Below are 21,203 nucleotides of genomic sequence, written 5' to 3' on the forward strand. Positions count from 1 at the left end.
GTTTCATCGGCTACGCCGAAAATCCCTGCGTGAACGCGGTTTTTACGCCGCACATCACGCCCAACAAAGAGGTGTCGATGGCACCATTTATGACGAAATCTATTCTGCACGTTTGATCGGGATAACTGCTGCACTGTCCGGAATTACCCGGATCGCATCCCGAAATGAAGAAATTTACTTGGGGGAATTTACAAAGTGTCTACTAATTTAAACCTACGAACGATTATGACGACAGCGAAAGTCGTCCATTCTGTCCCGCTGCCGTCTGCTCCACTTCAGGCGGTGTCTCCGACCGATCAGGCCAGAGCAGATTGGGGCAAAGCTGACCGCAGAAAGCGGGCTTTTGACGTCATCGCGTCTAGCCTTTTGCTCTTACTTTTTCTGCCGGCGATGCTGTTGATCATAGCGGTGCTTGCGATCTTCCATCCCGGTCCCATCATGTTTCGTCACACCCGGATCGGACGCCACGGCGTTCGCTTTCAATGCCTGAAATTTCGCAGCATGTGTGTGAACGCAGACGACGTGCTGGCCGCCCATCTCAAGGCCAATCCCGACGATTTGCGTGAATGGGTGCAGACCAAAAAGTTACGCCATGATCCGCGCATCCTGCCTATTGGATGCTATCTGCGCCGGTCCAGTCTGGACGAGCTGCCGCAGCTGTTTAACGTGCTGATGGGCCACATGAGCCTTGTCGGGCCGCGACCCATCACGACGGGCGAGATCGTAAATTATGGCGACGATTTCTGTCACTACTTGTCGGTGCGGCCGGGAATCAGCGGCCTGTGGCAGGTCAGCGGGCGCAGCGATACCAGCTATGACGAACGGGTCGCGCTTGATGTGCAATACGCACGGCAGTATTCCCTGTGGGGGGATCTGAAAATCCTGCTGCGTACGGTTGGCGTTGTTTTGCGGGGACGCGGTGCATACTGATCGCTCGCCCAAAGGGCAGGGCCCAGCCCTAAATGCGGGTCGCAAGACAGCGGGCGACATTGCCGTCACGGTGTCAGAGCGTCTGGTGTCCCAAGTCTCTCAATTCGCGGTGTTTGTACTCGCCGCGCGTTTGTTGGGGCCGGTGGAATTCGGAACCTTCGCTATCGTGTCGGCCTGCGCCATCTTACTGCTGCGTCTGGCCGAGGCGGGGTGGGCCCCGTTTATCATGACGCGGTCCGACGGGGACAATACGCCCTATCAGGTCGTCATGATCGCAGTTCTAAGCGGCTTTGCCTTCGCCGCTGTCGGCTTTGCGGGAACACTGGCGGCAAAGGGCTTCGGGCTTGCGCCTGATTTGACCGCGCTATCCATGCTCTTTTGCCTGTGGATCGCGTTGGCAACGATTTTCACGGCGCAAAAGGGGGTTTTGATCTGGTTGAACCGGATCAAAACCGCCGCCATTATCGAAATCACAAGCGAGCTGGTCGGCGGCGCAGTGACGGTGATCTGCCTATTTCAAGGGGCCGGGGTGCTATCGCTCGTCTATGGACGGCTAACCTATCAAGGGACCGCGTTGATCCTAAGTTTTGCCATCACGCGCCGCATCCCCGCATGGGGCCTACCTGCCACCGTGCGGCAAGAGCTTTGGACCTTCTCGGTGCAGATCTTATCGTCGCGAATGCTGATCAACGTGCGACTTCATTTCATAACGCTGGCGCTAGGCGCTTTCCTAGGACCGATCGCTGTCGGCTACTTCCGCGTAGCAGAGCGTCTGGTCGGTGCGGCCTATGAGCTAGTCGCCGTGCCCGGACAGCTTTTGGCTTGGACCCTGCTGCGCCGCGCCCGTGACGCTGGCCAGATCGAGGGCCGCGCCGCGCGTATAGAGCAGCAGGTCGCCCGGCACCTAAAGGTCCTGATGGTCATTGGCACACCGCTGTTCCTATGGCTTAGCGTCATGCATGGCGAAATCGTCGCCGGGTTGCTGGGGCCGGAATGGCAGCCTGCAGGCGTTTTGGTGGCTATTCTAGCGCTGTGTCCGATCCTGATGCTGCCAGGTATCCTGACTGAACCGCTGTTGTCGATCTGCGGCCAGACGCGGCGGCTGCCGGCCTTCACGGCGATTATTTTTGCGGTCTCGGTTGGGGCGACCTGCGTCGCGGCCCCGCTGGGGGTTATGACGTTGGCCTGGTCGCAACTGGCGGTGAATAGTGGGATCATGCTGCTGACGCTGCACCTGTTTACGCGTCATGCCAACATTGGGCTGGCCGGGATTGCGAAGGCCTTGCGCAGCACGGTCTTGCCGCTGACTTTGGGTCTGATCACGCTTCTTGTCCTGCGCGCCAGCCCAATTGGCGTTGACTGGCCCCAGTTGGTGCGCGCGGTGGCCTTCGGGCTTATGAGCGGCGGTATCTATGTGATCGCGCTCATGCTGCTGGATCGGCCTTTCTGGGACCAAATCGCGGCGGCTTTTCGCCCTGATCCCGTACAGCAAGGAACTTTGTCATGACCGTTTCCGCATCGCCCCGCCTTGGCAAACGTCTGCGCGCGGTCCTGCGCCAAGCGAGGGCCCTACCAGGTGCCGCCATCGCGCGGGCGGTCACGCGCACGCCGCGGGCGCGGCACTTTTCCGGTGCCTTTGACACTCGCGCTGCCGCGCAAGAGGCCGTCATCCGGCGCGGCGGGCAAGGGTACGACGACGCGGCCATTTCAGAAGTGTCATTCGATCTGATGTGTCAGCGCACCGCGTGGGACTATCCGGTGATGTTCTGGCTGCAACGTTTTCTGCCTGATGCCGACGCTTTGATTGATGCAGGCGGACATTTCGGCACAAAATATATCGCGTTCCAAGACCTGATAGATCTGCGGCCGATCCGCTGGAATGTTTACGACCTGCCCGCAATCGTCCACGCCGCCCGTCGCCGCCAAGGTCGCGGCGGCCTGCCAGTCGAAATCGCGTTTCATACTGATGTGACAACGCTGCCAGCGGCGCAGATCCTGCTGTGTTCAGGCCTGCTGCAATACCAGGACATCGCATTTCCAGACTTTGTCGCAACTCTGCCCGACCGGCCCGAATATATCATTCTTAACAAGGTGGCTCTACGAGACGGGCCAGAGCTTTATACGATCGAAAAGATCGGAGCAGGCTGCGTGCCCTATCGCATGCGCAACCGAAGCATATTCGAGGCGCAAATCAATGTCATGGGATATGACATTCTGGATAGCTGGAATATCCCGAATTTGGGCCACGTTATCTCGACGCATCCGTGGCTTGGTCGCAGTGAAAGCCGGGGATATGTGCTGCGGTGCAAGTCATTCCAGAAATAGGTATCCCGCGACCGTTTAATGCAAACGACGCTCCATATAGGATGGCTCGAATTCGGCGTATCGATTAAGCTCTTCCCGGTCATGAAATTTCACTTTTCCAATACGAAAAGTTAGCAGGTCCCGCTCTCTTAAATCGCGCAGAACACGGTTCACGTGGACCGCACTCATGCCCAAGATATCACCTAGGTCTGTCTGCGAAAGCGGGCATAAATACCCATTCTTATTTGATAAATGCACCCGGTCCAGTCGGGCCCCAAGTTCTAGCAAAAAATGCGCGACCCTTTTCGGGGCCTCGCGGCGGCCCATGCTGACCAAACGTTCCGGCGAAAAGGCAGAGTCTGACATCATCGCCCACATAACCTGCGCCGCAATTTCAGGCGATTTCCCCAAAGAACGCAGAATAATATCAGCGGGCAGTTTTTGCGCAAATACCTCGGTAATGGGTTCAATACGATAGTCATCGTAATTGAACAGGATTTGCCGCATGCCGAGTACATCGCCGGGCAAGTTGACGTCGATGACCTGTCGATCACCGCCGCGCAGTATTTTATAGGTCATGGTCCAGCCATGTTGCAGGATCATGATCGATTCATCGGCCCGGCATTCTTCGCCAAGGTCGTGACCGATTGCGTATTTTTTACCAATACGCCCCAGCGAATCAAACAGCTCCAATTCCTCTTCAGGAACGGCTCCGCCAAGCCGGCGCATAAGCGGCGTTCTATCGAAACTCATATTTAGGCTCGCTCCTGAAAATTCGGTGGCTGAGCAGTATGCCTTCGTAAGAAGGCGACGAATGTGAAAAGTTAAATACTCACGTAATAATTGTGTTGCCGTAGCACAATGTTTCGTCGGCTGCCAATCCATATTTCGAGTTCTGTCCAAAAGTACATGTCCGCTGTATTTTTATGCAACGCATGCGCGGTCGAGATGTATCATAATCTGCCACCGATCATTCATGCTGGGCGGGCTGCGGCCTAGGCGATGGTTCGTATTCCACAAAGCCGCGTCCTGTTATGTTTAAAATGTGCGGATTTGTTTATCGGTCCAACATGACTTTGTAAGTTTGCGTCGTTGAAAACGTGGCGCAAATGAATAGGTTTTTGGATCCACGGTTGATGGTGCGAGCGACAGCTGAAACGTGCCGACGACCGCGACGGTGGCCTTACCGCGACTGCCAGTTCCAAAGTAAACTCAATGGATTGATGCAGGCACGAACACGCCCCATTGCCACTGTGCCGGCTTTGGCAAAGTCAGACAACGTGCGCAGCAGAATTGCACGACAACGAAGCCTACTGCTGGCCGATCGAAGTGATTTTTTCACAAAGCTGCGTTGCGGCCGACAAGCTTCGCGCCGTGGTTTGGGCCATTTGCGGCAGGATCATCCACTCTAATGCCCAGGCCGCGCCAGAGCGTTCTTGTTCATGGATCAGCGCGTGATGCATGCCAGACACCTGCGTGGCGTTGAAGCGTGCCAATGTCACCAGCAGTTCGGCCAGTATCGGGTTTTGTTTGTGCGGCATTGCGGATGATCCGCCGCCGCTTTTCAGGGTCACTTCATCAACGCCCTGCTGTGCCATCAGGCAAATATCCTGCCCGAATTTACCCAATCCGCCGCTGATCAGTGACAAAAGGTTGGCATAATCCGCAATGTCGGCGCGCATGGAATGCCACGCTGCCGGTGGGTTTTGCAGGCCCAACTCAGTGGCCATTTCGCGTGAAATCTGTGCCGCGTTTGGTGCCAATGCGGCGCGGTCGCCCGCGGCACCGCCAAGCTGCAGACGCGCGACCTCTGGCCGCAAGGAAGCCAGGCGTTTGCGATGCACCGCGAGCGGCTGTGACCACGTCACCAGCCGATCAGACACCTTAATCGGTAGCGCCGCCTGCATCCGCGTTCGCCCCATCATGGGGCGATCCCCAAACCGATGCGCCAAGACGTCAAACGCGCTGGTCAATGCGGCAAGGCGGACGTCAAGCAAGTCGCTAAAGTCGCGCAGTGTCAGGGCCAGCGCCGTGTCGATAACATCTTGGGACGTCGTGCCGGTATGAATGCTGTCGGTGTTTGGCTGTATCGCGTCTTTCAATTGGGTGACCAAAGCGGGGACGACGACGCCGTCTTTTGCGGCGCCATCCCGCAGGTCCGCCATGTCGGGCTTGAACGCCGCGATCTGCTGCGCGACTTGATCTGCTAAAGCTTGGTCGATCTTGCCGACCTTGCCAAGGGCACGTGTGTACGCTGCCTCGAACGCGAGCATATGGGCGATGGTGCGCTGCGGGGCCCAGATGTCAGCGGCCTCTTGGTCGCCGAACAGGCCGCCAAGCCACGGGTGATCGAAGGGGCTGGTCAATTTAGGGCCTCATGCATCTTTGGGTGGCTGGCGCAGTGCCACTTGGTTGAGCGGGCGACGACAGATGGCAGCAGTTAAAACGGTATCTTTCACACGGCCGCTTTGCGCAGGCCAAGGATGTCGCGGGCCTGTTGCCATGTCGCGACGGGGCGCGCGTATGCCTCGCACAAGTCCGCCGCGCGTTTGACCAATGCGGCATTGGACGGCGCAAGCGTATCACGGTCAAGTCTGACGTTATCCTCTAGTCCAGTGCGGGCGTGGCCGCCGGATGAAATCGCCCATTCGTTCAGCACGATTTGATTGGCACCGATCCCGGCCGCGCACCAAGGCGCATCTGGGCCAAACAGACGGTGCACCGTGTGAACGTAATAGTCGAACACGTCGCGATCGACGGGCATCGCATTCTTGACGCCCATGACAAACTGCACATAAGGCGTGCCCGCGATCTGGCCTTTGTCGGCCATCTCTTTCGCTTTGAAAATATGTGACAGATCAAAGGCTTCGACTTCGGGCTTCACGTCATACTTTAACATCTCTGACGCCAGCCAATCCACCAGATCCGGGGGCGTGTCGTAGACGCGGGTCGGAAAGTTGTTCGACCCGACCGAGAGCGAAGCCATATCGGGTGCCAGCGACAGCATGCCGCCACGGTCCTTGCCCGCACCTGACCGCCCGCCCGTGGATAGCTGGATAATCATGCCGGGGCAGTGTTTTTCCAGCCCCTCTTTCAGCTGTGCGTAGCGGTCCGGATCTGCCGTTGGTTTGCCGTCGTCGCCGCGCACGTGGCAGTGGGCGATCGCGGCGCCCGCCTCAAAGGCGTCTTGGGTGCTTTCAATCTGTTCAGCGATGGTGATCGGTACCGCTGGGTTGTCCTTTTGGGTTGGAACCGATCCGGTAATGGCGACGCAAATAATGCAGGGAGTAGTCATAGGGCCCTCAGATGTCAAAAAAGATGGTCTCGGTCGGACCTTGCAGATGGATATCAAAGCGATAGACGCCGTCGCCTTCACGTTTGGCAAGCAGCGTTTGGATGCGGTTTTGATGTTCGATCCGGCTCAGGATCGGATCGGCGGCGTTGGCCTCTGCCTCATCCTCGAAATAAATGCGTGTGTGCAGGCCGATGTTAATGCCGCGCGCGACGATCCATGCGGTGATATGCGGCGCTTGCGTGCGGCCGTCGGCCCAGGGAACAGCGCCGGGTTTGACGGTATCAAAGGTGAATTCACCCGTCGTCATATCGCCGGGCGAACGGCCCCATCCAGTAAAGTTTGGGTCCGCCGCGCCGCGCGTTTCGTTCGCAGAGGCGAACAGGCCGGCGGCGTCAGGCTGCCAGATTTCAATCATCGCATCGCGCAGCGGCGTGCCGGTGCCATCAAAAACGATGCCTTTGATCACGATCTCTTTGCCTTGCACCGGACCGGTCTTCATGACGGTCCCAAGATCGCCGCTATAGATATCAATGCCGGTAAAATTGGGCGTGCAACCAATGTGGACATAGGGGCCAGCGGTTTGGCTGGGGCTTTCGCGCAAATAGTCTAGCTTTTGCACCATGATTACATCCCGTCCTTGCGGTTTTCGAAGTAGGTCTGACGCCGCCCACGTAGCACAATGTCAAACTTGTACGCGCGGCTGTCCATCGGCACCGTGCGGTGCATGTCCAGCACGGCTGTCAGGGCATCGACGGCGTCTTGGGATTTCAGGATGCCGACAATCGGGCACAGCGGGATGTGCGGATCGCCTTCGAAATACATCTGGGTGATCAGACGCTGGGCAAAGCCATGGCCAAAAACTGAAAAGTGGATATGCGCGGGGCGCCAGTCATTCATGCCGTTCGGCCACGGGTAGGGGCCGGGTTGGATCGTGCGAAACTCATATGATCCATCCTCGGCCGTAATCGTGCGGCCGCAGCCGCCGAAATTCGGATCAAGGGCGGCCAGATAGCTTTCCTTTTTGTGCCGATACCGCCCGCCCGCATTGGCCTGCCAAAACTCCAGCAAGGCACCGGGCACACCGCGCCCCATTTCATCCAGCACACGGCCATGGACAATAATCCGCGGCCCAATCGCGCTTTCACCGGGCTGGGCGTAGTTGTGGATCAGGTCACTGTCCAAAGCCCCCAGCAATCCGTGTCCAAAAACCGGAGAGGTTTCTTCTGACAAGGACGACGGAAACGACAGCAAGGCCGCCTGCGGGCTGCGTTTGATGCTGGTTTTGTAGCCGGGGGTCAGGGCGTCCGGCTGCCAGTCGCGGTCCCGCGGGATGAAACCGCCTGATGGGGGTGTGGTTTTGGCTGGGCTCATATTTCTACTCCCAATTCGGCATAGGTCTGTTTGGCAAGTTTGATGGCATGGTTCGCCGCTGGCACGCCTGCATAGACCGCGACATGCATAAAAGCTTGCAACACATCCTGCGGCGCGGCCCCGGTGTTTTGCGTGGCGCGGATGTGCATTGGAATTTCGTCGAAATTCCCAGTTGCGGCCAGTATTGCCAGCGTCAGCATAGATCGTTCGCGGCGAGTGATCGTATCGTCCGACCACAACGTGCCCCAAGCGCCTTCGGTGATCATCGTTTGAAACGGCGCGTCAAAGGCAACCTTTGTTGCCTCGGCCCTGTCCACATGGGCATCACCCAAAACCTGTCGGCGGGTCTGCATGCCGGCGTCATATCTGTTGGTCACATCGCTCTCCATCAGTAGGGCAGGCCCACGTAGTTTTCGGCCATAGCCTTTTGCGCGGCCTTGTTGCTGCGCAGAAACTCCAGCTCGGCGATTTGCATTCTTTGATCAAAGTCGGATTGATCCGGGTAGCGGTGCATCAGGGATGAGAACCACCAGCTGAACCGCTCTGCCTTCCAGACCCGCGACAGGGCGTTGGCAGAATAGGTGTCGATCCCGTCAGCGCTGCCTGTTTCGTAAAATTCGCGCAGCCCGTTATAAAGATAGTGCACATCAGAGGCGGCGGTGTTCAGGCCCTTGGCGCCCGTGGGCGGCACGATATGGGCTGCGTCGCCGCATAGGAACAGCCGCCCCCAGCGCATCGGTTCGGTGACGAACGATCGCAGCGGCGCGATGGACTTTTCGATGCTTGGTCCAGTGACAAGCTTGGCCGCCAAATCCGCAGGCAGGCGCTTTTTGAACTCGTCCCAAAAGGCGTCGTCAGACCAGTCGTCAATGCTGTCATCAACAGAGCACTGAATGTAATATCGGCACAGGTTTTCGTTGCGCATCGATGCCAGCGCAAAGCCGCGGGGTGTGTTTGAATAGATCAGCTCGTGGCTGACGGGCGGGGTTTCACTAAGGATGCCAAGCCAGCCGAAGGGATAGACCTTTTCGTATTCGCGGCGCAGATCTGCTGGAATGGTTTTGCGGCTGACCCCGTGAAAGCCATCGCATCCCGCGATAAAATCGCAATCGATCCGCTGTGCGGTTCCGTCCACCGTGTAGGTCACATGCGGCGTGTCGGTGTCGGCCCCGTGGATCACCACGTCCTCGACGTTGAATACGATGGGCCCACCCGCCTTTTCGCGCGCCTCGTAAAGATCGCGGGTCACTTCTGTCTGGCCGTAGACGATCACCGGCGTGCCGGTGTGTTCCTTGAAATCAATGCGAAACATCTCGTCGCCATACGCGATCAAGGTGCCATCGTGGCTGAACCCTTCGGCATGGAGCCGATCAACGCAACCGGCCTCTTCTAGCAGGCCGACAAGGCCCTGCTCTAACACGCCTGCGCGGATGCGGCCCAGCACGTAGTCTTTGGTTTTGCGTTCCAATACGATGCTGTCGATGCCGCGGCGCTGCAAAAGTTGAGCTAGCAAAAGCCCGGACGGTCCGCCCCCGATGATCGCAACCTGAGTTCGCATATCACGCCTTTTTTGATTGAAACTTCCCCGCCTCTTCATTCTGGCTTATGAAAATGGAAAGTAAATTGATAAGATCGCCGTCTTAGTTGCCCTAAATGGAAACAAAATGGATCGCAGGATCAAATTCCGCCATCTTGAAGCCTTTGTCGCGATTGCCCGCGCAAACCGGTTGAAGCGCGCGGCAGAGCAGTTGAACCTGACCCAGCCTGCGATTTCAAAAACGTTGCGGGATCTGGAAAACATCCTTGGCGTCACCTTGATGACCCGCGACCGGGCTGGCGTACGCCTGACTCCCGAGGGACAGGTGTTTCTTCAATATGCCGAACAAAGCACAGCAGCGCTGCGGCAGGGGATCAGCAGCATCGCATCGCATAGCGAGGCTGGGGGGCACGCCGTGAAAATCGGCGTTTTGCCAAGCGTTGCGGCGCAGGTTTTGCCCGCTGCCATTGAAATATTTCGCGGTGCCTCGCCCAAGACGGTCTTGCATGTCGTCGAAGGATCGCACGGGTTTTTGACGGATTGCTTGCGCGCCGGTGATCTTGATCTGGTGGTTGGCCGGCTAGGCGACGCCGCCACGATGAGGGGGCTATCGTTTACGGCGCTCTACGCAGAGCGGGTGGTTGCGGTCGTCGCGCCCGACCATCCCCGGCGCGGCGCAACACGGCTAGAGCAGTTGGAAGGCGACTTGATCATCTATCCGCCAGAAGCCTCGGCGATCCGCCCGCTGATGGCGCGGCTGATGATTTCACGCGGGGTGCCGTTGTTTGCGGACCGGATCGAATGTGTATCAGGGGCGCTGGGGCGCGCCATGACGCTTGGTGCGCTGCGGCCGGTCTGGTTTATCTCGCGCGGGGTTGTCGCGGACGATCTGGACGCAGGGCGGCTGGTTGCGTTGGATTTGGACATGGGACCAACAGAAGGCGCCGTCGGTATTATGGCACGGTCCGAGGAGAACCCATCGCCATTGGTTGGACTGTTCCGTGGTGCGTTATCCGATGCTGCACAGTCTTTGGACAGTGGCCGCGCCGGCCATTGATCTGCGTGCGAACCTGCCACTGCAATGATTCCGCAAAAGGGCATCATAGTGCCCCGATTTGACCTCTGCCCTTTGCTAGCCCGCCGCGTCTGGGCCGCTGATCCGCATTGGCAAGGGGGTTGCGCAAAATCGTGATGCACAGACGTGCCGCGTCTATCGCTGGATTGATAGCTAAAGCAATTTGTGTTTTCGGCGCGGTAGCAATTTGAATAACAAGGTTTCTGTCATGTTAATGCGTCCCGTCTACGCCCCCCTTCTGATTGCCACGCTGGCGTGGGCGGGGATTTCAACGCAGTCCGCAGCGCAAGAAGGCAGGCCGCCTACTGCCGTCACAGTCGTGACCTTGCAGCCGCAGCAGGCGACATTGACGACGACGTTGCCGGGCCGCGTCGCGGCCTCTGCCATGGCAGAAGTGCGGCCCCAGGTGGCAGGGATCATCACAGAGCGCTTGTTTACCGAAGGCGCGCCCGTGACCGAAGGCGACGCGCTGTACCGCATTGATCCGGCCAGCTATGACGCAGCTTTGGCGCAGGCTGATGCGGCGGTGGCGCAGGCGCAGGCCCAGCTGGATGCGGCGCGCAAAGCGGCGGCGCGCGCAGACGAGTTGCAATCGCGTAACGTCGCCAGCACCGCGACAAAAGACGACGCCGATGCCGCGCGCGCCGGCGCCGAGGCGAATTTGCAAGCGGCAGAGGCGCAGCGCACTGTGGCCCAGATCGAACGTGACCGCACCACGATCAAGGCGCGCCTGTCCGGCGAGATCGGTCTGTCAGAGACAAGCGCCGGTGCTTTGGTGACCGCCAGTCAGGCGACTCCGCTGGCTGTGATCCGTAATATTGATCCGGTCTATGTCAACGTGACCCAGTCGGCGGCGGATCTGTTGGTCTGGCGGCGTGATCAAGGGGCGGGACAGGTTGACCGCTTTGACCCGACAGTGACGCTGACGTTGGCCGATGGGTCCACCTTTGATCAGACCGGCAGCCTGACCGCGGCAGAGCCGAACGTGGACGAGCAGACCGGTGTGGTCCTGCTGCGGATGGAATTTGCCAATCCGGACAAGCTGTTGTTGCCGGGGATGTATGTGCAGGTCGAAATTCCGACCAGCACGCTGGATGATGTCTTTTTGGTGCCGCAGCAAGCGGTCAGCCGTGACCAGCGGGGCCAAGCGACGGTCATGACGGTGGATGCGGATAACGTGGTGCAGTCCAAGATTGTGAATGTCGTCACCGATCGGGGTCCTAGCTGGATCGTCGATGATGGTCTGGTGGCGGGCGACCGCGTCATCGTGGCGGGCCTGCAAAAGGTCGCCCCCGGTGCGACGGTCACGCCGACAGAGCAATCCAGCGATGCGGAACCTGCGGACGCTGCCCCGACTGAATAATGCGATCAGTCATGGCACGCGCCCATTCGTTGGGGTGCGTGTCTGACTGACACCCGGCTTTGCAGCCTTTATCTATTTTCGAAAGACCTCTCATGGCCCGTTTCTTTATCGACCGCCCGATCTTTGCCTGGGTCATTGCGCTGTTCATCTCTGGCCTTGGCATCCTATCGATCCTGTCGTTGCCGATTGCGCAGTACCCGCAGATCGCATCGCCTTCTGTCGCGATCCGCGCGGTGTACCCCGGTGCCTCGGCCGAGACGGTGGCGAATACGGTGACGCAGGTGATCGAGCAGCAAATGACGGGTCTGGACGGGCTGCGCTATTTCTCGTCCAGCTCCTCCTCTGCTGGCGGGGCGAGCATTACGTTGACGTTCGAGACAGGCACAGACCCAGACATCGCGCAGGTGCAGGTGCAGAACAAGTTGGCGCAGGCGACGACGTTGTTGCCAGAGGCGGTGCAGCGGCAGGGTGTGACGGTGCAGAAATCGTCGTCTGGCTTCTTGATGGTTGTCGCGTTAATTTCAGAGGATGGCAGCTATAGCGCGACGGACCTGTCGGATTACTTGTCGTCGAATATGGTCAACGAAATCAGCCGTGTGGACGGCGTGGGCAGCGTGCAGGTCTTTGGGTCGCAATACGCCATGCGCATCTGGCTAGACCCGGCAAAGCTGGCGGCCTTCAACCTGACGCCGTCGGATGTTGTGGCTGCCGTGTCAGAGGAAAACGCACAAATCTCGGCTGGCTCCTTTGGCGCGTTACCGGCGCTGGACGGGCAGCAATTGAACGCGACGATCACCGCGCAATCTTTGCTGCGCACGCCAGAGGATTTCCGCCAGATCGTCATTCGCGCTGGCACGAACGGCGGCCTTGTGCTGCTCAATGACGTCGCCCGGGTTGAGATCGGATCAGAGAATTATTCCACGATTACCCGTTACAACAGGTCCAATTCGACGGGCATGGCAATCTCGCTCGCACCGGGCGCCAACGCGCTTGATACCGCCACGGCGGTTGAGAGCCGACTAGAGGAGATGTCGCGCTTTTTCCCAGAGGGCGTCGAATACGTAATCCCCTATGACACGACGCCTTTCGTGCTGATTTCGATCGAGGAAGTGGTCAAGACGCTCATTGAGGCGGTCGTGCTGGTGTTCTTTGTCATGCTGCTGTTCTTGCAGAATCTGCGGGCAACGCTGATCCCGACGCTGGTCGTGCCCGTGGTTTTGCTGGGCACCTTTGGCGTGCTGGCGATGTTCGGGTTCTCGATTAACTCTCTGACGATGCTTGCGATGGTGTTGGCGATTGGATTGCTGGTGGACGACGCGATTGTCGTTGTCGAAAACGTCGAACGGATCATGGAACAAGAAGGCGCGACCCCGCTGGAGGCGACGCGCAAGTCCATGGACGAAATCACCGGGGCGCTGATCGGCATCGCGGTGGTTTTGACCGCTGTGTTCGTGCCGATGGCGTTCTTTCCGGGCTCAACAGGTGTGATTTACAAGCAATTCTCGATCACTATCATCTCGGCCATGGTGTTGTCGGTGGTGCTGGCGCTGACCTTGACGCCCGCTCTATGCGCGACGCTGCTGAAACCCAAGGGCCATGCCAAGGCGCGCGGCCCGTTTGCATGGTTCAACACTGGATTTGGCGCAACGCTGGCGGGCTATGCGGCCAGCGTGGGCTGGATTGTGCGGCGTCCGTTCCGGATGGGGATCGTCTATATCGCGATCATCGCGGCGACGGTGTTCCTATTCTTGCGCACGCCGGGCGGGTTCCTGCCGGAAGAGGATCAGGGCATCCTGTTTACGCTGATCCAGACACCAACCGGTGCCACGGCAGAGCGGACGCAGGCCGTGCTAGAGCAGGCCGAGAATTATTTCCTAGAGCAGGAATCGGACATCGTTGAATCCGTGTTCGGCGTTGTCGGCTTCAGCTTTGGCGGGCAGGGGCAGAACCAAGCGCTGGCCTTTGTGCGACTGAAGGATTGGGAAGAACGGACAGAGCCGGGTCAAAGCGTGCAAGCGCTAGCAGGGCGCGCTTTTGGTGCGTTCAGCCAAATTCAGGACGCCATGGTGTTCCCGATTGTGCCACCATCGGTGATCGAACTGGGCAATGCCTCTGGCTTTGACTTCTTCTTGCAGGCGCGCGCCGGGCAGACCCACGAAGAGCTGCTAGCCGCACGTAATCAACTGCTGGGGATGGCGGCGCAAAGCCCGCTGATCGCCTCGGCGCGGCCAAGCGGGCTAGAGGACGCGGCGCAATTCAATCTGGATATCGACTGGCGCAAGGCGGGCGCGATGGGTGTGTCGGCCACGGATGTTGGCGCTTTGCTGACGACCGCTTGGGCAGGGCGTTATGTGAACGACTTCATCGACCGCGGCCGGATCAAGCGCGTCTATGTGCAAGGCGAGGCAGAGGCGCGGGCGGCGCCGTCGGACCTCGATAAATGGCGCGTGCGCAATGCCAGCGGCGGGTTAGTGCCGTTTTCGAACTTTGCCGAGGCGTCGTGGGTCTTCGGCCCGCAGGGCGTGAACCGTTACAACGGCATCTCTGCCATGCAGATCCAAGGCTCGCCTGCGCCGGGCGTCAGCACCGGGGAGGCGATTGCCGAAATTGAACGGCTGGTCGCGCAACTGCCCGAAGGGTTCGGGGCCGCTTGGACGGGTCTGTCGCTGGAAGAGCAGGAAAGCGGCAATCAGGCACCGCTGCTGTACGCGCTGTCACTGGCGGCGGTGTTCTTGGCGCTGGCTGCACTTTATGAAAGCTGGTCGATCCCCTTTGCGGTCATGTTGGCCATGCCGATTGGTGTGCTGGGCACCTTGCTTGCCGCATGGCTGGGCGGGTTTGAAAACGGCGTTTTCTTTCAGGTGGGCCTGCTGACGGTCATTGGTTTGACGGGTAAAAACGCAATCCTGATCGTCGAATTTGCCCGCGAACAAATCGAGGCGGGATCACCCGTCGTTGATGCGGCAATTGATGCGGCGCGCCAGCGGTTTCGGCCTATCATCATGACGTCAATGGCGTTTTCGCTGGGTGTCGTGCCGCTTGTGCTAAGCACGGGCGCAGGTTCGGGCGGACGCCAAGCGATTGGTGCAGGAGTGCTGGGCGGCACGATCAGCGCAACGGTGATCGGCGTGCTGTTCGTGCCGCTGTTCTTTGTCGTGATTGCGCGGCTGACCGGGGCCGGGCGGCGCGCTGACTAAGCCAAAGTCAGGCGACTGAGTTAACGAAAGCCGGGTGCACATGCAGCGCCCGGCTTTCTGCGTTGCGGCGCAAACAGGACATAGCCGCCTTATTTTAAAATGATTATTCCTGCGAAGAGCCATAATTTAGCCGCAACACACGTTCAGGTTGGCTCGTGAGGCATTAAAAATTCGTCTGCGTGTCAGCTGCACGCCGCCTTGCAGACGAGGAAAATCGAAAGTGGTCTGATGGTACTTGGGTATATCTTTATCGGCATCGTGACGGGGCTGATCGGTGCGATCACCGCGGCGGTGATGGGGGCATCTTTCTGGATGGTCGGCGCGGTTTACACGCTGGTCGGCAGCTTTTGCGCCGCCACGTTTGCCGGGTTAGAACTACTGCATCAGGCCCGCGGGAAGACGGGCACATTCATTGTGCCAGCCGAAGAAACGCAGCCAATCCTTTACGCTGGTCTGCCCGTGCCTGCGAACCTGCCCGGCCCGGTCATTCGGTCGCGCGGCATGCGCACGCTGGTGGTGGATGATGACCCATTCATCCTTGATCTGCTGACGATGATTGGCGAGTCCAATGAGATCGGAGAGGTCGTGACTGTCGCCTCTGGCGAGGCTGCCTTGGCGCTGCTGTCCGATCCGCATACGATCTTTGACAACCTGCTGTTTGATATCAGCATGCCCGTGATGAACGGCATCGATTTGTGCCGCGCCGTGCGCGATCTGCCTGCCTACCGCGAGACGCCGATCACAATGCTGACCGCGATGCGCGATGTGGAACACATGAGCGATGCGTTCCGGGCTGGCGCCGACGATTATGCCACCAAGCCGTTTGATGTGGATCAGCTGGTAGAGCGGCTTGAAGCCGCGCAGCTTGCCTTTGCCGCTCAGGGTCGCATCACCGGGTATCGCGGCCGGGCTGGCACTGTCGCGCAGAAGTTCGCGATAAGCAGCCTTGCACAGGTCGGTGCAAAAGCGCGCGGCACGGCTTTGCCGACGATTGATGCTGTGGCGATGTCGAATTACCTGACGCAGCTGCCGCGCAAGGATGTGGCATCGGTGCAGGTGCTGGCTGTGAACATCAATCTGATTGCAGCCTATCATGCCGATCCCGCGCCGCAGCGCTGCGCGATCATGCTTGAAGAAATCGCAATCGCTGTTGCCGCTCATCTTGGCACTGATCAGACCGTCATGGCCTTTACCGAGGATGGCGATTTGCTGGTTGCATCCGTGTCGGACGCGCTGCCCGAGGCGCGAGATCTGGAGGCTGCGATCAATGCGCAGCTTGCGGCGGCGGGCTTTGCCGATATGGCAGATGCGGCGCAGGGCCAGTTGATTGCGGTCGGTGCCCCGGTGGCGTTGCAAGGGACGAAGGATCAGCGCGCGGCCCTGGCCAGCAGCCGGGCAATCCACTTTGCTGAAAACCGCGCCATGCAAAAACAGGGCGGCTCTGTCGTGGCGTTTCTGCGCGCCTAATACCGGTCAAACATCAACGTAAAGGGCGCGGCAGGTCATCTGCCGCGCCCTTTGTGTTTTCAGCGGACGCCAACGCTTGGCAGGTTTGAAAATTTGGTATACCATTTTAAAAAGCGCTACGCGGGAGTGGTTATCATGTCGAACAATCGGGTTGGAATTTTTGGCTTAGGGGCCATGGGGTTTGGCATGGCGGGTGCGTTGCACCGCGCTGGCCTGACCGTGCACGGGTTTGACGTGAACCAAGATGCGGTCACACGGTTTCAGGCCGCTGGCGGCGCGCCGGGTGATGTTGCGACCGTGGCAGCAACGCTGGACGCAGTAATCGTGGTCGTCGTGAATGGCGCACAGACCGAAGCGGTTTTGTTCGGGACAGGCGGCATTGCTGCCCAAATGGCCAAAGGGGCGGTCGTGGTTGCCTGCGCGACAATGGCACCCGCTTTGGCCCGCGACTTGGCGCAGCGCTGCGCCGACTTGGGCCTTCTGTATTTGGATGCGCCTGTGTCAGGCGGCACTTTTCGCGCGGCCGATGGCGAACTGTCGATCTTGGCCAGCGGCAGCCCCGAGGCTTTTGCCAAAGCACGGCCCGCTTTGGATGCTATGGCATCGAAGGTGTTCGAACTGGGCGATGCCGCCGGCGCAGGCTCGTCGATGAAGGCGATCAACCAGATGCTGGTGGGCGTACATATCGCGGCCATGGCCGAGGCGATGACCTTTGGCATGACCCAAGGCGTCAGCCCCGCGCAATTTCTAGAGGTTATTCCCCAATGCGCCGGCACCAGCTGGGCGCTGGAAAGCCGCGGCCCGCATGTGCGTGATGGTGATTATACGCCGCTGAGCGCGGTTGATATCTGGCCCAAGGATTTGGGCATCGTGCTAGAGATTGCCCAGTCTGAAAAGTTTGGCGCGCCGATTACGGCCGCGGCGTTGCAGCAGTTTATGGCGGCCAGCGGCTCTGGTCTGGGCCGCGAAGATGATGCCGCCGTTGCAAAAGTCTATGCGCGCAATGCCGGGCTGACCTTGCCGGAACGTACATGATGCAGGGCGGTTTCTTTGGCGCGATTGCGGATGATTTCACCGGGGCGACGGACCTTGCGGGCCTGCTGGCGCGATCTGGCCAGCCTGTGTCCTTGCGCATCGGCGTGCCGGATGGGGGCGATGCCGCACCGTTCGAGGTGATCGCGCTGAAAATCAGAACCTTGCCCGTGCAAGAGGCCGTCGCGCAGGCGATGGCAGCGCTAGACTGGTTGCAGGCACGGGGCGTTCAACGGTTTTACTGGAAGTATTGCAGCACATTCGATTCCACGCCGCAGGGCAATATCGGCCCCGTGGCCGAGGCGATCATGGCGCGTTTGGGGGCAAAACAGACAATCTATTGCCCCGCGTTCCCCGAAAACGGGCGGGCCGTGTTTATGGGCAATTTGTTTGTCGGGCAGCAGCCTTTGGCGGAAAGCCCAATGAAGGATCACCCGCTGACCCCAATGCGCGATAGCAACCTGATGCGGTTGCTCGCGCCGCAGGTCATCGGTGACGTCGCCCTGATAGACCGTTTGACCGTGGCGCGGGGGGCGCAGGCTTTGCGCGCTGCGCTTGATAAAACGGAAGCACCGCATGTGATCGTCGACGCCGTGGCGGATGATGATCTGCATGTGATCGCGGCGGCCTGCCAAGACGATGTCTTGATGACGGGCGGCAGCGCGGTGGCCATGCCTTTGCCTGACTTGTACCGCACGGCGGGGTTGATCGATGCGGTTGGCAGCGACGCTTTTACCATGCCGGATGGCCCGGCCTTGGTGCTGTCGGGGTCATGTTCGGCGATGACACAGAAACAAGTCGCCGCCTATGCCGCGGCGAACCCAAGCTATCAGCTTGATCCTTTGGTTCTGGATGCGGAAGGGGTGCAGCCGGCGCTGGACTGGCTCGCGCAGCAAAGCGGCGCGCCACTCGTTTATGCCACCGCAAGCCCGGACAAGGTGCGGGCCGCGCAGGACGCCATGGGCGGCGCCCGCGCAGGCAGCATCGTCGAAGAGGCGCTGTCAGCCATCGCCGTCGCCCGGCGCGATGCCGGCGTGCGCCGGTTTGTTGTCGCGGGCGGTGAAAGTAGCGGTGCGGTGACGCAGGCGCTTGGCGTCACCCGCCTGCACGTTGGGCCAGAGATCGCGCCTGGCGTGCCGTGGTGCGCCGCAGATAGCGGCGGTGCCCGCGTCGCACTCGCGTTGAAGTCAGGCAATTTCGGGACGGAAGACTTCTTCTCGCGGGCGCTGGCATGAGCGAGGCGAAGCTACGCGAGCTGATCTGCGATCTGGCCCGGTCGATGTATGATCGCGGGCTGACGGGGGGATCGTCGGGCAATATCTCTGCCCGGACCGAAGACGGCGGGCTGCTGGTGTCGCCCACGGGGTCAAGTTTTGGTCGCCTTGATCCGGCGCGCTTGGCGCGGTTTGACGCCAAAGGTGTGCATATCAGTGGTGACAAGCCGACGAAAGAAATGCCGCTGCACAGCGCATTTTACGACACCCGCAGTACGGCGGGGGCGGTGGTGCATCTGCACTCTTGCCACTCTGTCGCGCTGTCGCTGCTGGATGGCGGCCCTGCCGATAACTGGCTGCCGCCACTGACGCCCTATGCGGTGATGAAGCTGGGCAAGGTGCAGCTGCTGCCGTTTTTCCTGCCCGGTGATCCGGCGATGGGACAGGCCGTGCGCGGGCTGGCGGGCAAACGCGCGGCCGTCATGTTGGCGCATCACGGCCCCGTCGTGGCGGGCAAGGATATCGAGGCTGCGTGTTACGCAATCGAAGAATTAGAGGACACCGCGCGGCTGGCGCTGCTGACGCGCGGCATGGGCGCACGGTCGTTGACGGATGCGCAGGTGGGCCAAGTGGTGCAGGAGTTTGGTGTGCAATGGGACTGACGTTTTCAGCAAACCTTGGGTTTTTGTGGCAAGAGTTGCCTTTGCCAGATGCAATCCGGGCGGCACATAGGGCGGGATTTGCGGCAGTGGAATGTCACTGGCCTTATGACGTGCCGGCGCAGCAGGTCGCGGCGGCTTTGTTAGGCACCGGCCTGCGGATGCTTGGTCTGAATACCCGGCGGGGCGGCCCTGGTGAAAACGGCCTGTCCGCTTTGCCTGCGCGCGGGGCCGAGGCACGCGCCGCTGTAGACGAGGCGATTGCCTACGCCGATGCGATTGATGCAGGCGCGATCCACGTCATGGCTGGTTTCGCGACAGGGCAAGAGGCAGAGGCCGCCTTTATCGACACCCTGCGCTATGCCTGCGCCGCAACCACGCGCACGATCCTGATCGAGCCGCTGAACAGCTACGACGCGCCGGGCTATTTCCTGACAACGACAGCGCAGGCAGAAGGCATCATCGCGAAGGTCGCCGCGCCCAATCTGCGGCTGATGTTCGACTGCTATCATGTGCAGCTGATGGAAGGGGACGTCACGCACAAATTGGAACGCCTGCTGCCGATCATTGGTCATATACAATTTGCATCTGTCCCAGACCGCGGCGCACCGGACCACGGAGAGTTGAACTACCCCCATATCTTTGCCGTCGCAGAACGCCTTGGCTGGCCGCTGCCGCTTGGCGCAGAATACAAGCCCGGCGGGCCGACAGAGCCGACCTTGGGCTGGTTACTGCGCTGACCAGACGTAGATGATATAAGCCGCAAGCACGACCAATCCGATGCCGCGCCCAATGACCGGGCGGGTCAGTAACAGGGCTGTCAGGGCAAGTGTCGCGGCAATCATAATGGGCAGATCGAAAGCCAAAAAGCGGTCTGCTACGGGGACCGGCTTGATGATGGCAGTCACGCCAAGGATGCCGAGAACGTTAAAAATGTTTGATCCCACGATATTGCCGATGGCGATTTCGGACTGACGGCGAAAGGCAGCGATGATAGATGTCGCTAGCTCTGGCAGCGATGTGCCGACCGCAACAATGGTCAGGCCAATAAACGCCTCTGACGCGCCAAGGCTACGGGCTATGGACACCGATCCATCGACCAGAAACCGCGCACCGAACATCAGCGCGACAAGTCCCACCGCGACCCAAAGGGCTGACTTTGCCACCGACGTCGGGACTGCGGTGTCATCATTGTCTGATGCGGGTCCGGGCTGCAGATAGGCCCAAGTTAAGTATCCTGCCAATGCTGCGACCAACAACAGACCGGGCAGGCGTCCGATTTCGCCAGTGGCAAATATGGGCACCATCACCAGCGCTGCTGCGACCATAACAGCGGTATCGCGCCGCAGCGTCGCGCCAGAGACGCGGATGGGCCAGACCAGACTGGTCAGGCCGACAATCAGAAGAATGTTCGCGATGTTTGATCCGATGATATTGCCAACGGCAATGTCAGGCACGCCGCGCATGGCCGCTTGGACCGAGACCAACAGTTCTGGCGTTGATGTCCCGAACCCGACGACGGTCAAGCCGATCAGCAGGGGCGGAATTGCCATGCGCCGCGCAATGCCGACACTGCCGCGCACCAGCGCTTCGCCGCCCAAAAACAAGCCGATTAGGCCAGCTACGACGTAGATGTAATCCAAAATATGATCCCCAAGAGCATCCGCGCGCCCCGTGGTTAGATGGGATCGGGAAAACGGCTCCACAAGGACCGCGGCGCGGCGCACTGACTAAATATTGAAAAGGGGAACAGCCCTCG

19 protein-coding genes are annotated in these 21,203 nt (G+C 59.8%); 11 read left to right on the forward strand and 8 right to left on the reverse strand.

All coding sequences use genetic code 11. The annotated features are described in order from the left end of the window. Nucleotides 1–390 precede the first annotated feature (390 nt). Genes KBW81_RS17460 through KBW81_RS17470 form a run of 3 tightly spaced genes read left to right on the forward strand, consistent with a single transcriptional unit; the run spans nucleotide 391 to nucleotide 3,255 of the window. Nucleotides 391–930, forward strand: coding sequence for a sugar transferase (locus KBW81_RS17460; RefSeq protein WP_254249400.1), 540 nt, complete (start codon nucleotides 391–393; stop codon nucleotides 928–930). Continuing rightward, nucleotides 920–2,437 carry an oligosaccharide flippase family protein gene (locus KBW81_RS17465; RefSeq protein WP_254249401.1) on the forward strand — a complete coding sequence of 506 codons (1,518 nt, stop codon included), beginning with the start codon at nucleotides 920–922 and terminating at the stop codon, nucleotides 2,435–2,437. Before KBW81_RS17460 ends, KBW81_RS17465 begins: the two co-directional genes overlap by 11 nt. Then, complete coding sequence (locus tag KBW81_RS17470) at nucleotides 2,434–3,255, forward strand: methyltransferase, TIGR04325 family (RefSeq protein WP_254249402.1); 822 nt, start codon at nucleotides 2,434–2,436, stop codon at nucleotides 3,253–3,255. The genes KBW81_RS17465 and KBW81_RS17470 overlap by 4 nt, the downstream gene beginning before the upstream one ends. A gap of 15 nt (nucleotides 3,256–3,270) precedes the next feature. Here KBW81_RS17470 and KBW81_RS17475 read toward each other — a convergent pair whose 3' ends face one another. The 7 genes from KBW81_RS17475 to pobA form a co-directional block, all read right to left on the reverse strand. Further along, the gene (locus KBW81_RS17475; protein WP_254249403.1) at nucleotides 3,271–4,119 is read right to left on the reverse strand and encodes a Crp/Fnr family transcriptional regulator; all 849 of its coding nucleotides are present in this window, start codon (nucleotides 4,117–4,119) and stop codon (nucleotides 3,271–3,273) included. A gap of 425 nt (nucleotides 4,120–4,544) precedes the next feature. Further along, complete coding sequence (locus KBW81_RS17480) at nucleotides 4,545–5,600, reverse strand: 3-carboxy-cis,cis-muconate cycloisomerase (RefSeq protein ID WP_254249404.1); 1,056 nt, start codon at nucleotides 5,598–5,600, stop codon at nucleotides 4,545–4,547. A gap of 89 nt (nucleotides 5,601–5,689) precedes the next feature. Continuing rightward, complete coding sequence (locus tag KBW81_RS17485; RefSeq protein WP_254249405.1) at nucleotides 5,690–6,529, reverse strand: beta-keto acid cleavage family enzyme; 840 nt, start codon at nucleotides 6,527–6,529, stop codon at nucleotides 5,690–5,692. Between the two features lie 7 nt (nucleotides 6,530–6,536). Further along, on the reverse strand, nucleotides 6,537–7,151 hold the full coding sequence (gene pcaG / locus KBW81_RS17490; RefSeq protein ID WP_254249406.1) for a protocatechuate 3,4-dioxygenase subunit alpha: 615 nt from the start codon (nucleotides 7,149–7,151) through the stop codon (nucleotides 6,537–6,539). A gap of 2 nt (nucleotides 7,152–7,153) precedes the next feature. After that, nucleotides 7,154–7,900 (reverse strand): protocatechuate 3,4-dioxygenase subunit beta, encoded by a 747-nt coding sequence (gene pcaH, locus KBW81_RS17495; protein WP_254249407.1) that lies wholly within the window; start codon nucleotides 7,898–7,900, stop codon nucleotides 7,154–7,156. Then, nucleotides 7,897–8,289 carry a 4-carboxymuconolactone decarboxylase gene (gene pcaC / locus KBW81_RS17500; protein ID WP_372804620.1) on the reverse strand — a complete coding sequence of 131 codons (393 nt, stop codon included), beginning with the start codon at nucleotides 8,287–8,289 and terminating at the stop codon, nucleotides 7,897–7,899. Before pcaC ends, pcaH begins: the two co-directional genes overlap by 4 nt. Next, entirely contained in the window at nucleotides 8,289–9,458 is a 1,170-nt protein-coding gene (gene pobA / locus KBW81_RS17505; RefSeq protein WP_254249408.1) for a 4-hydroxybenzoate 3-monooxygenase, read from the reverse strand. The genes pcaC and pobA overlap by 1 nt, the downstream gene beginning before the upstream one ends. A gap of 106 nt (nucleotides 9,459–9,564) precedes the next feature. Between pobA and pcaQ the strand changes: the two genes are divergently transcribed. The 8 genes from pcaQ (at nucleotide 9,565) to KBW81_RS17545 (ending at nucleotide 20,184) form a co-directional block, all read left to right on the forward strand. After that, the gene (pcaQ, locus tag KBW81_RS17510; protein ID WP_254249409.1) at nucleotides 9,565–10,494 is read left to right on the forward strand and encodes a pca operon transcription factor PcaQ; all 930 of its coding nucleotides are present in this window, start codon (nucleotides 9,565–9,567) and stop codon (nucleotides 10,492–10,494) included. Nucleotides 10,495–10,726: 232 nt separating this feature from the next. Continuing rightward, nucleotides 10,727–11,875, forward strand: coding sequence for an efflux RND transporter periplasmic adaptor subunit (locus tag KBW81_RS17515; protein ID WP_254249421.1), 1,149 nt, complete (start codon nucleotides 10,727–10,729; stop codon nucleotides 11,873–11,875). A gap of 92 nt (nucleotides 11,876–11,967) precedes the next feature. Then, a complete protein-coding gene (locus KBW81_RS17520) occupies nucleotides 11,968–15,072 on the forward strand; it encodes an efflux RND transporter permease subunit (protein ID WP_254249410.1) in 3,105 nt (1,034 codons plus the stop codon). Nucleotides 15,073–15,300: 228 nt separating this feature from the next. Next, nucleotides 15,301–16,539 (forward strand): response regulator transcription factor, encoded by a 1,239-nt coding sequence (locus KBW81_RS17525; protein ID WP_254249411.1) that lies wholly within the window; start codon nucleotides 15,301–15,303, stop codon nucleotides 16,537–16,539. Nucleotides 16,540–16,674: 135 nt separating this feature from the next. Continuing rightward, a complete protein-coding gene (ltnD, locus tag KBW81_RS17530; RefSeq protein WP_254249412.1) occupies nucleotides 16,675–17,574 on the forward strand; it encodes an L-threonate dehydrogenase in 900 nt (299 codons plus the stop codon). Next, a complete protein-coding gene (gene otnK, locus KBW81_RS17535; RefSeq protein ID WP_254249413.1) occupies nucleotides 17,571–18,806 on the forward strand; it encodes a 3-oxo-tetronate kinase in 1,236 nt (411 codons plus the stop codon). Before ltnD ends, otnK begins: the two co-directional genes overlap by 4 nt. After that, on the forward strand, nucleotides 18,803–19,447 hold the full coding sequence (otnC, locus tag KBW81_RS17540; protein ID WP_254249414.1) for a 3-oxo-tetronate 4-phosphate decarboxylase: 645 nt from the start codon (nucleotides 18,803–18,805) through the stop codon (nucleotides 19,445–19,447). Before otnK ends, otnC begins: the two co-directional genes overlap by 4 nt. Continuing rightward, on the forward strand, nucleotides 19,444–20,184 hold the full coding sequence (locus KBW81_RS17545; RefSeq protein ID WP_254249422.1) for a hydroxypyruvate isomerase family protein: 741 nt from the start codon (nucleotides 19,444–19,446) through the stop codon (nucleotides 20,182–20,184). The genes otnC and KBW81_RS17545 overlap by 4 nt, the downstream gene beginning before the upstream one ends. Here the strand turns inward: KBW81_RS17545 and KBW81_RS17550 are convergent. Beyond that, nucleotides 20,173–21,087: a calcium/sodium antiporter gene (locus KBW81_RS17550; protein ID WP_254249415.1), complete on the reverse strand. Its 915-nt coding sequence runs from the start codon at nucleotides 21,085–21,087 to the stop codon at nucleotides 20,173–20,175. The two genes, KBW81_RS17545 and KBW81_RS17550, sit on opposite strands and share 12 nt — an antisense overlap. Between the last annotated feature and the right edge of the window lie 116 nt (nucleotides 21,088–21,203).

The organism is Loktanella salsilacus (assembly GCF_024206795.1).
GTDB lineage: Bacteria > Pseudomonadota > Alphaproteobacteria > Rhodobacterales > Rhodobacteraceae > Loktanella > Loktanella salsilacus.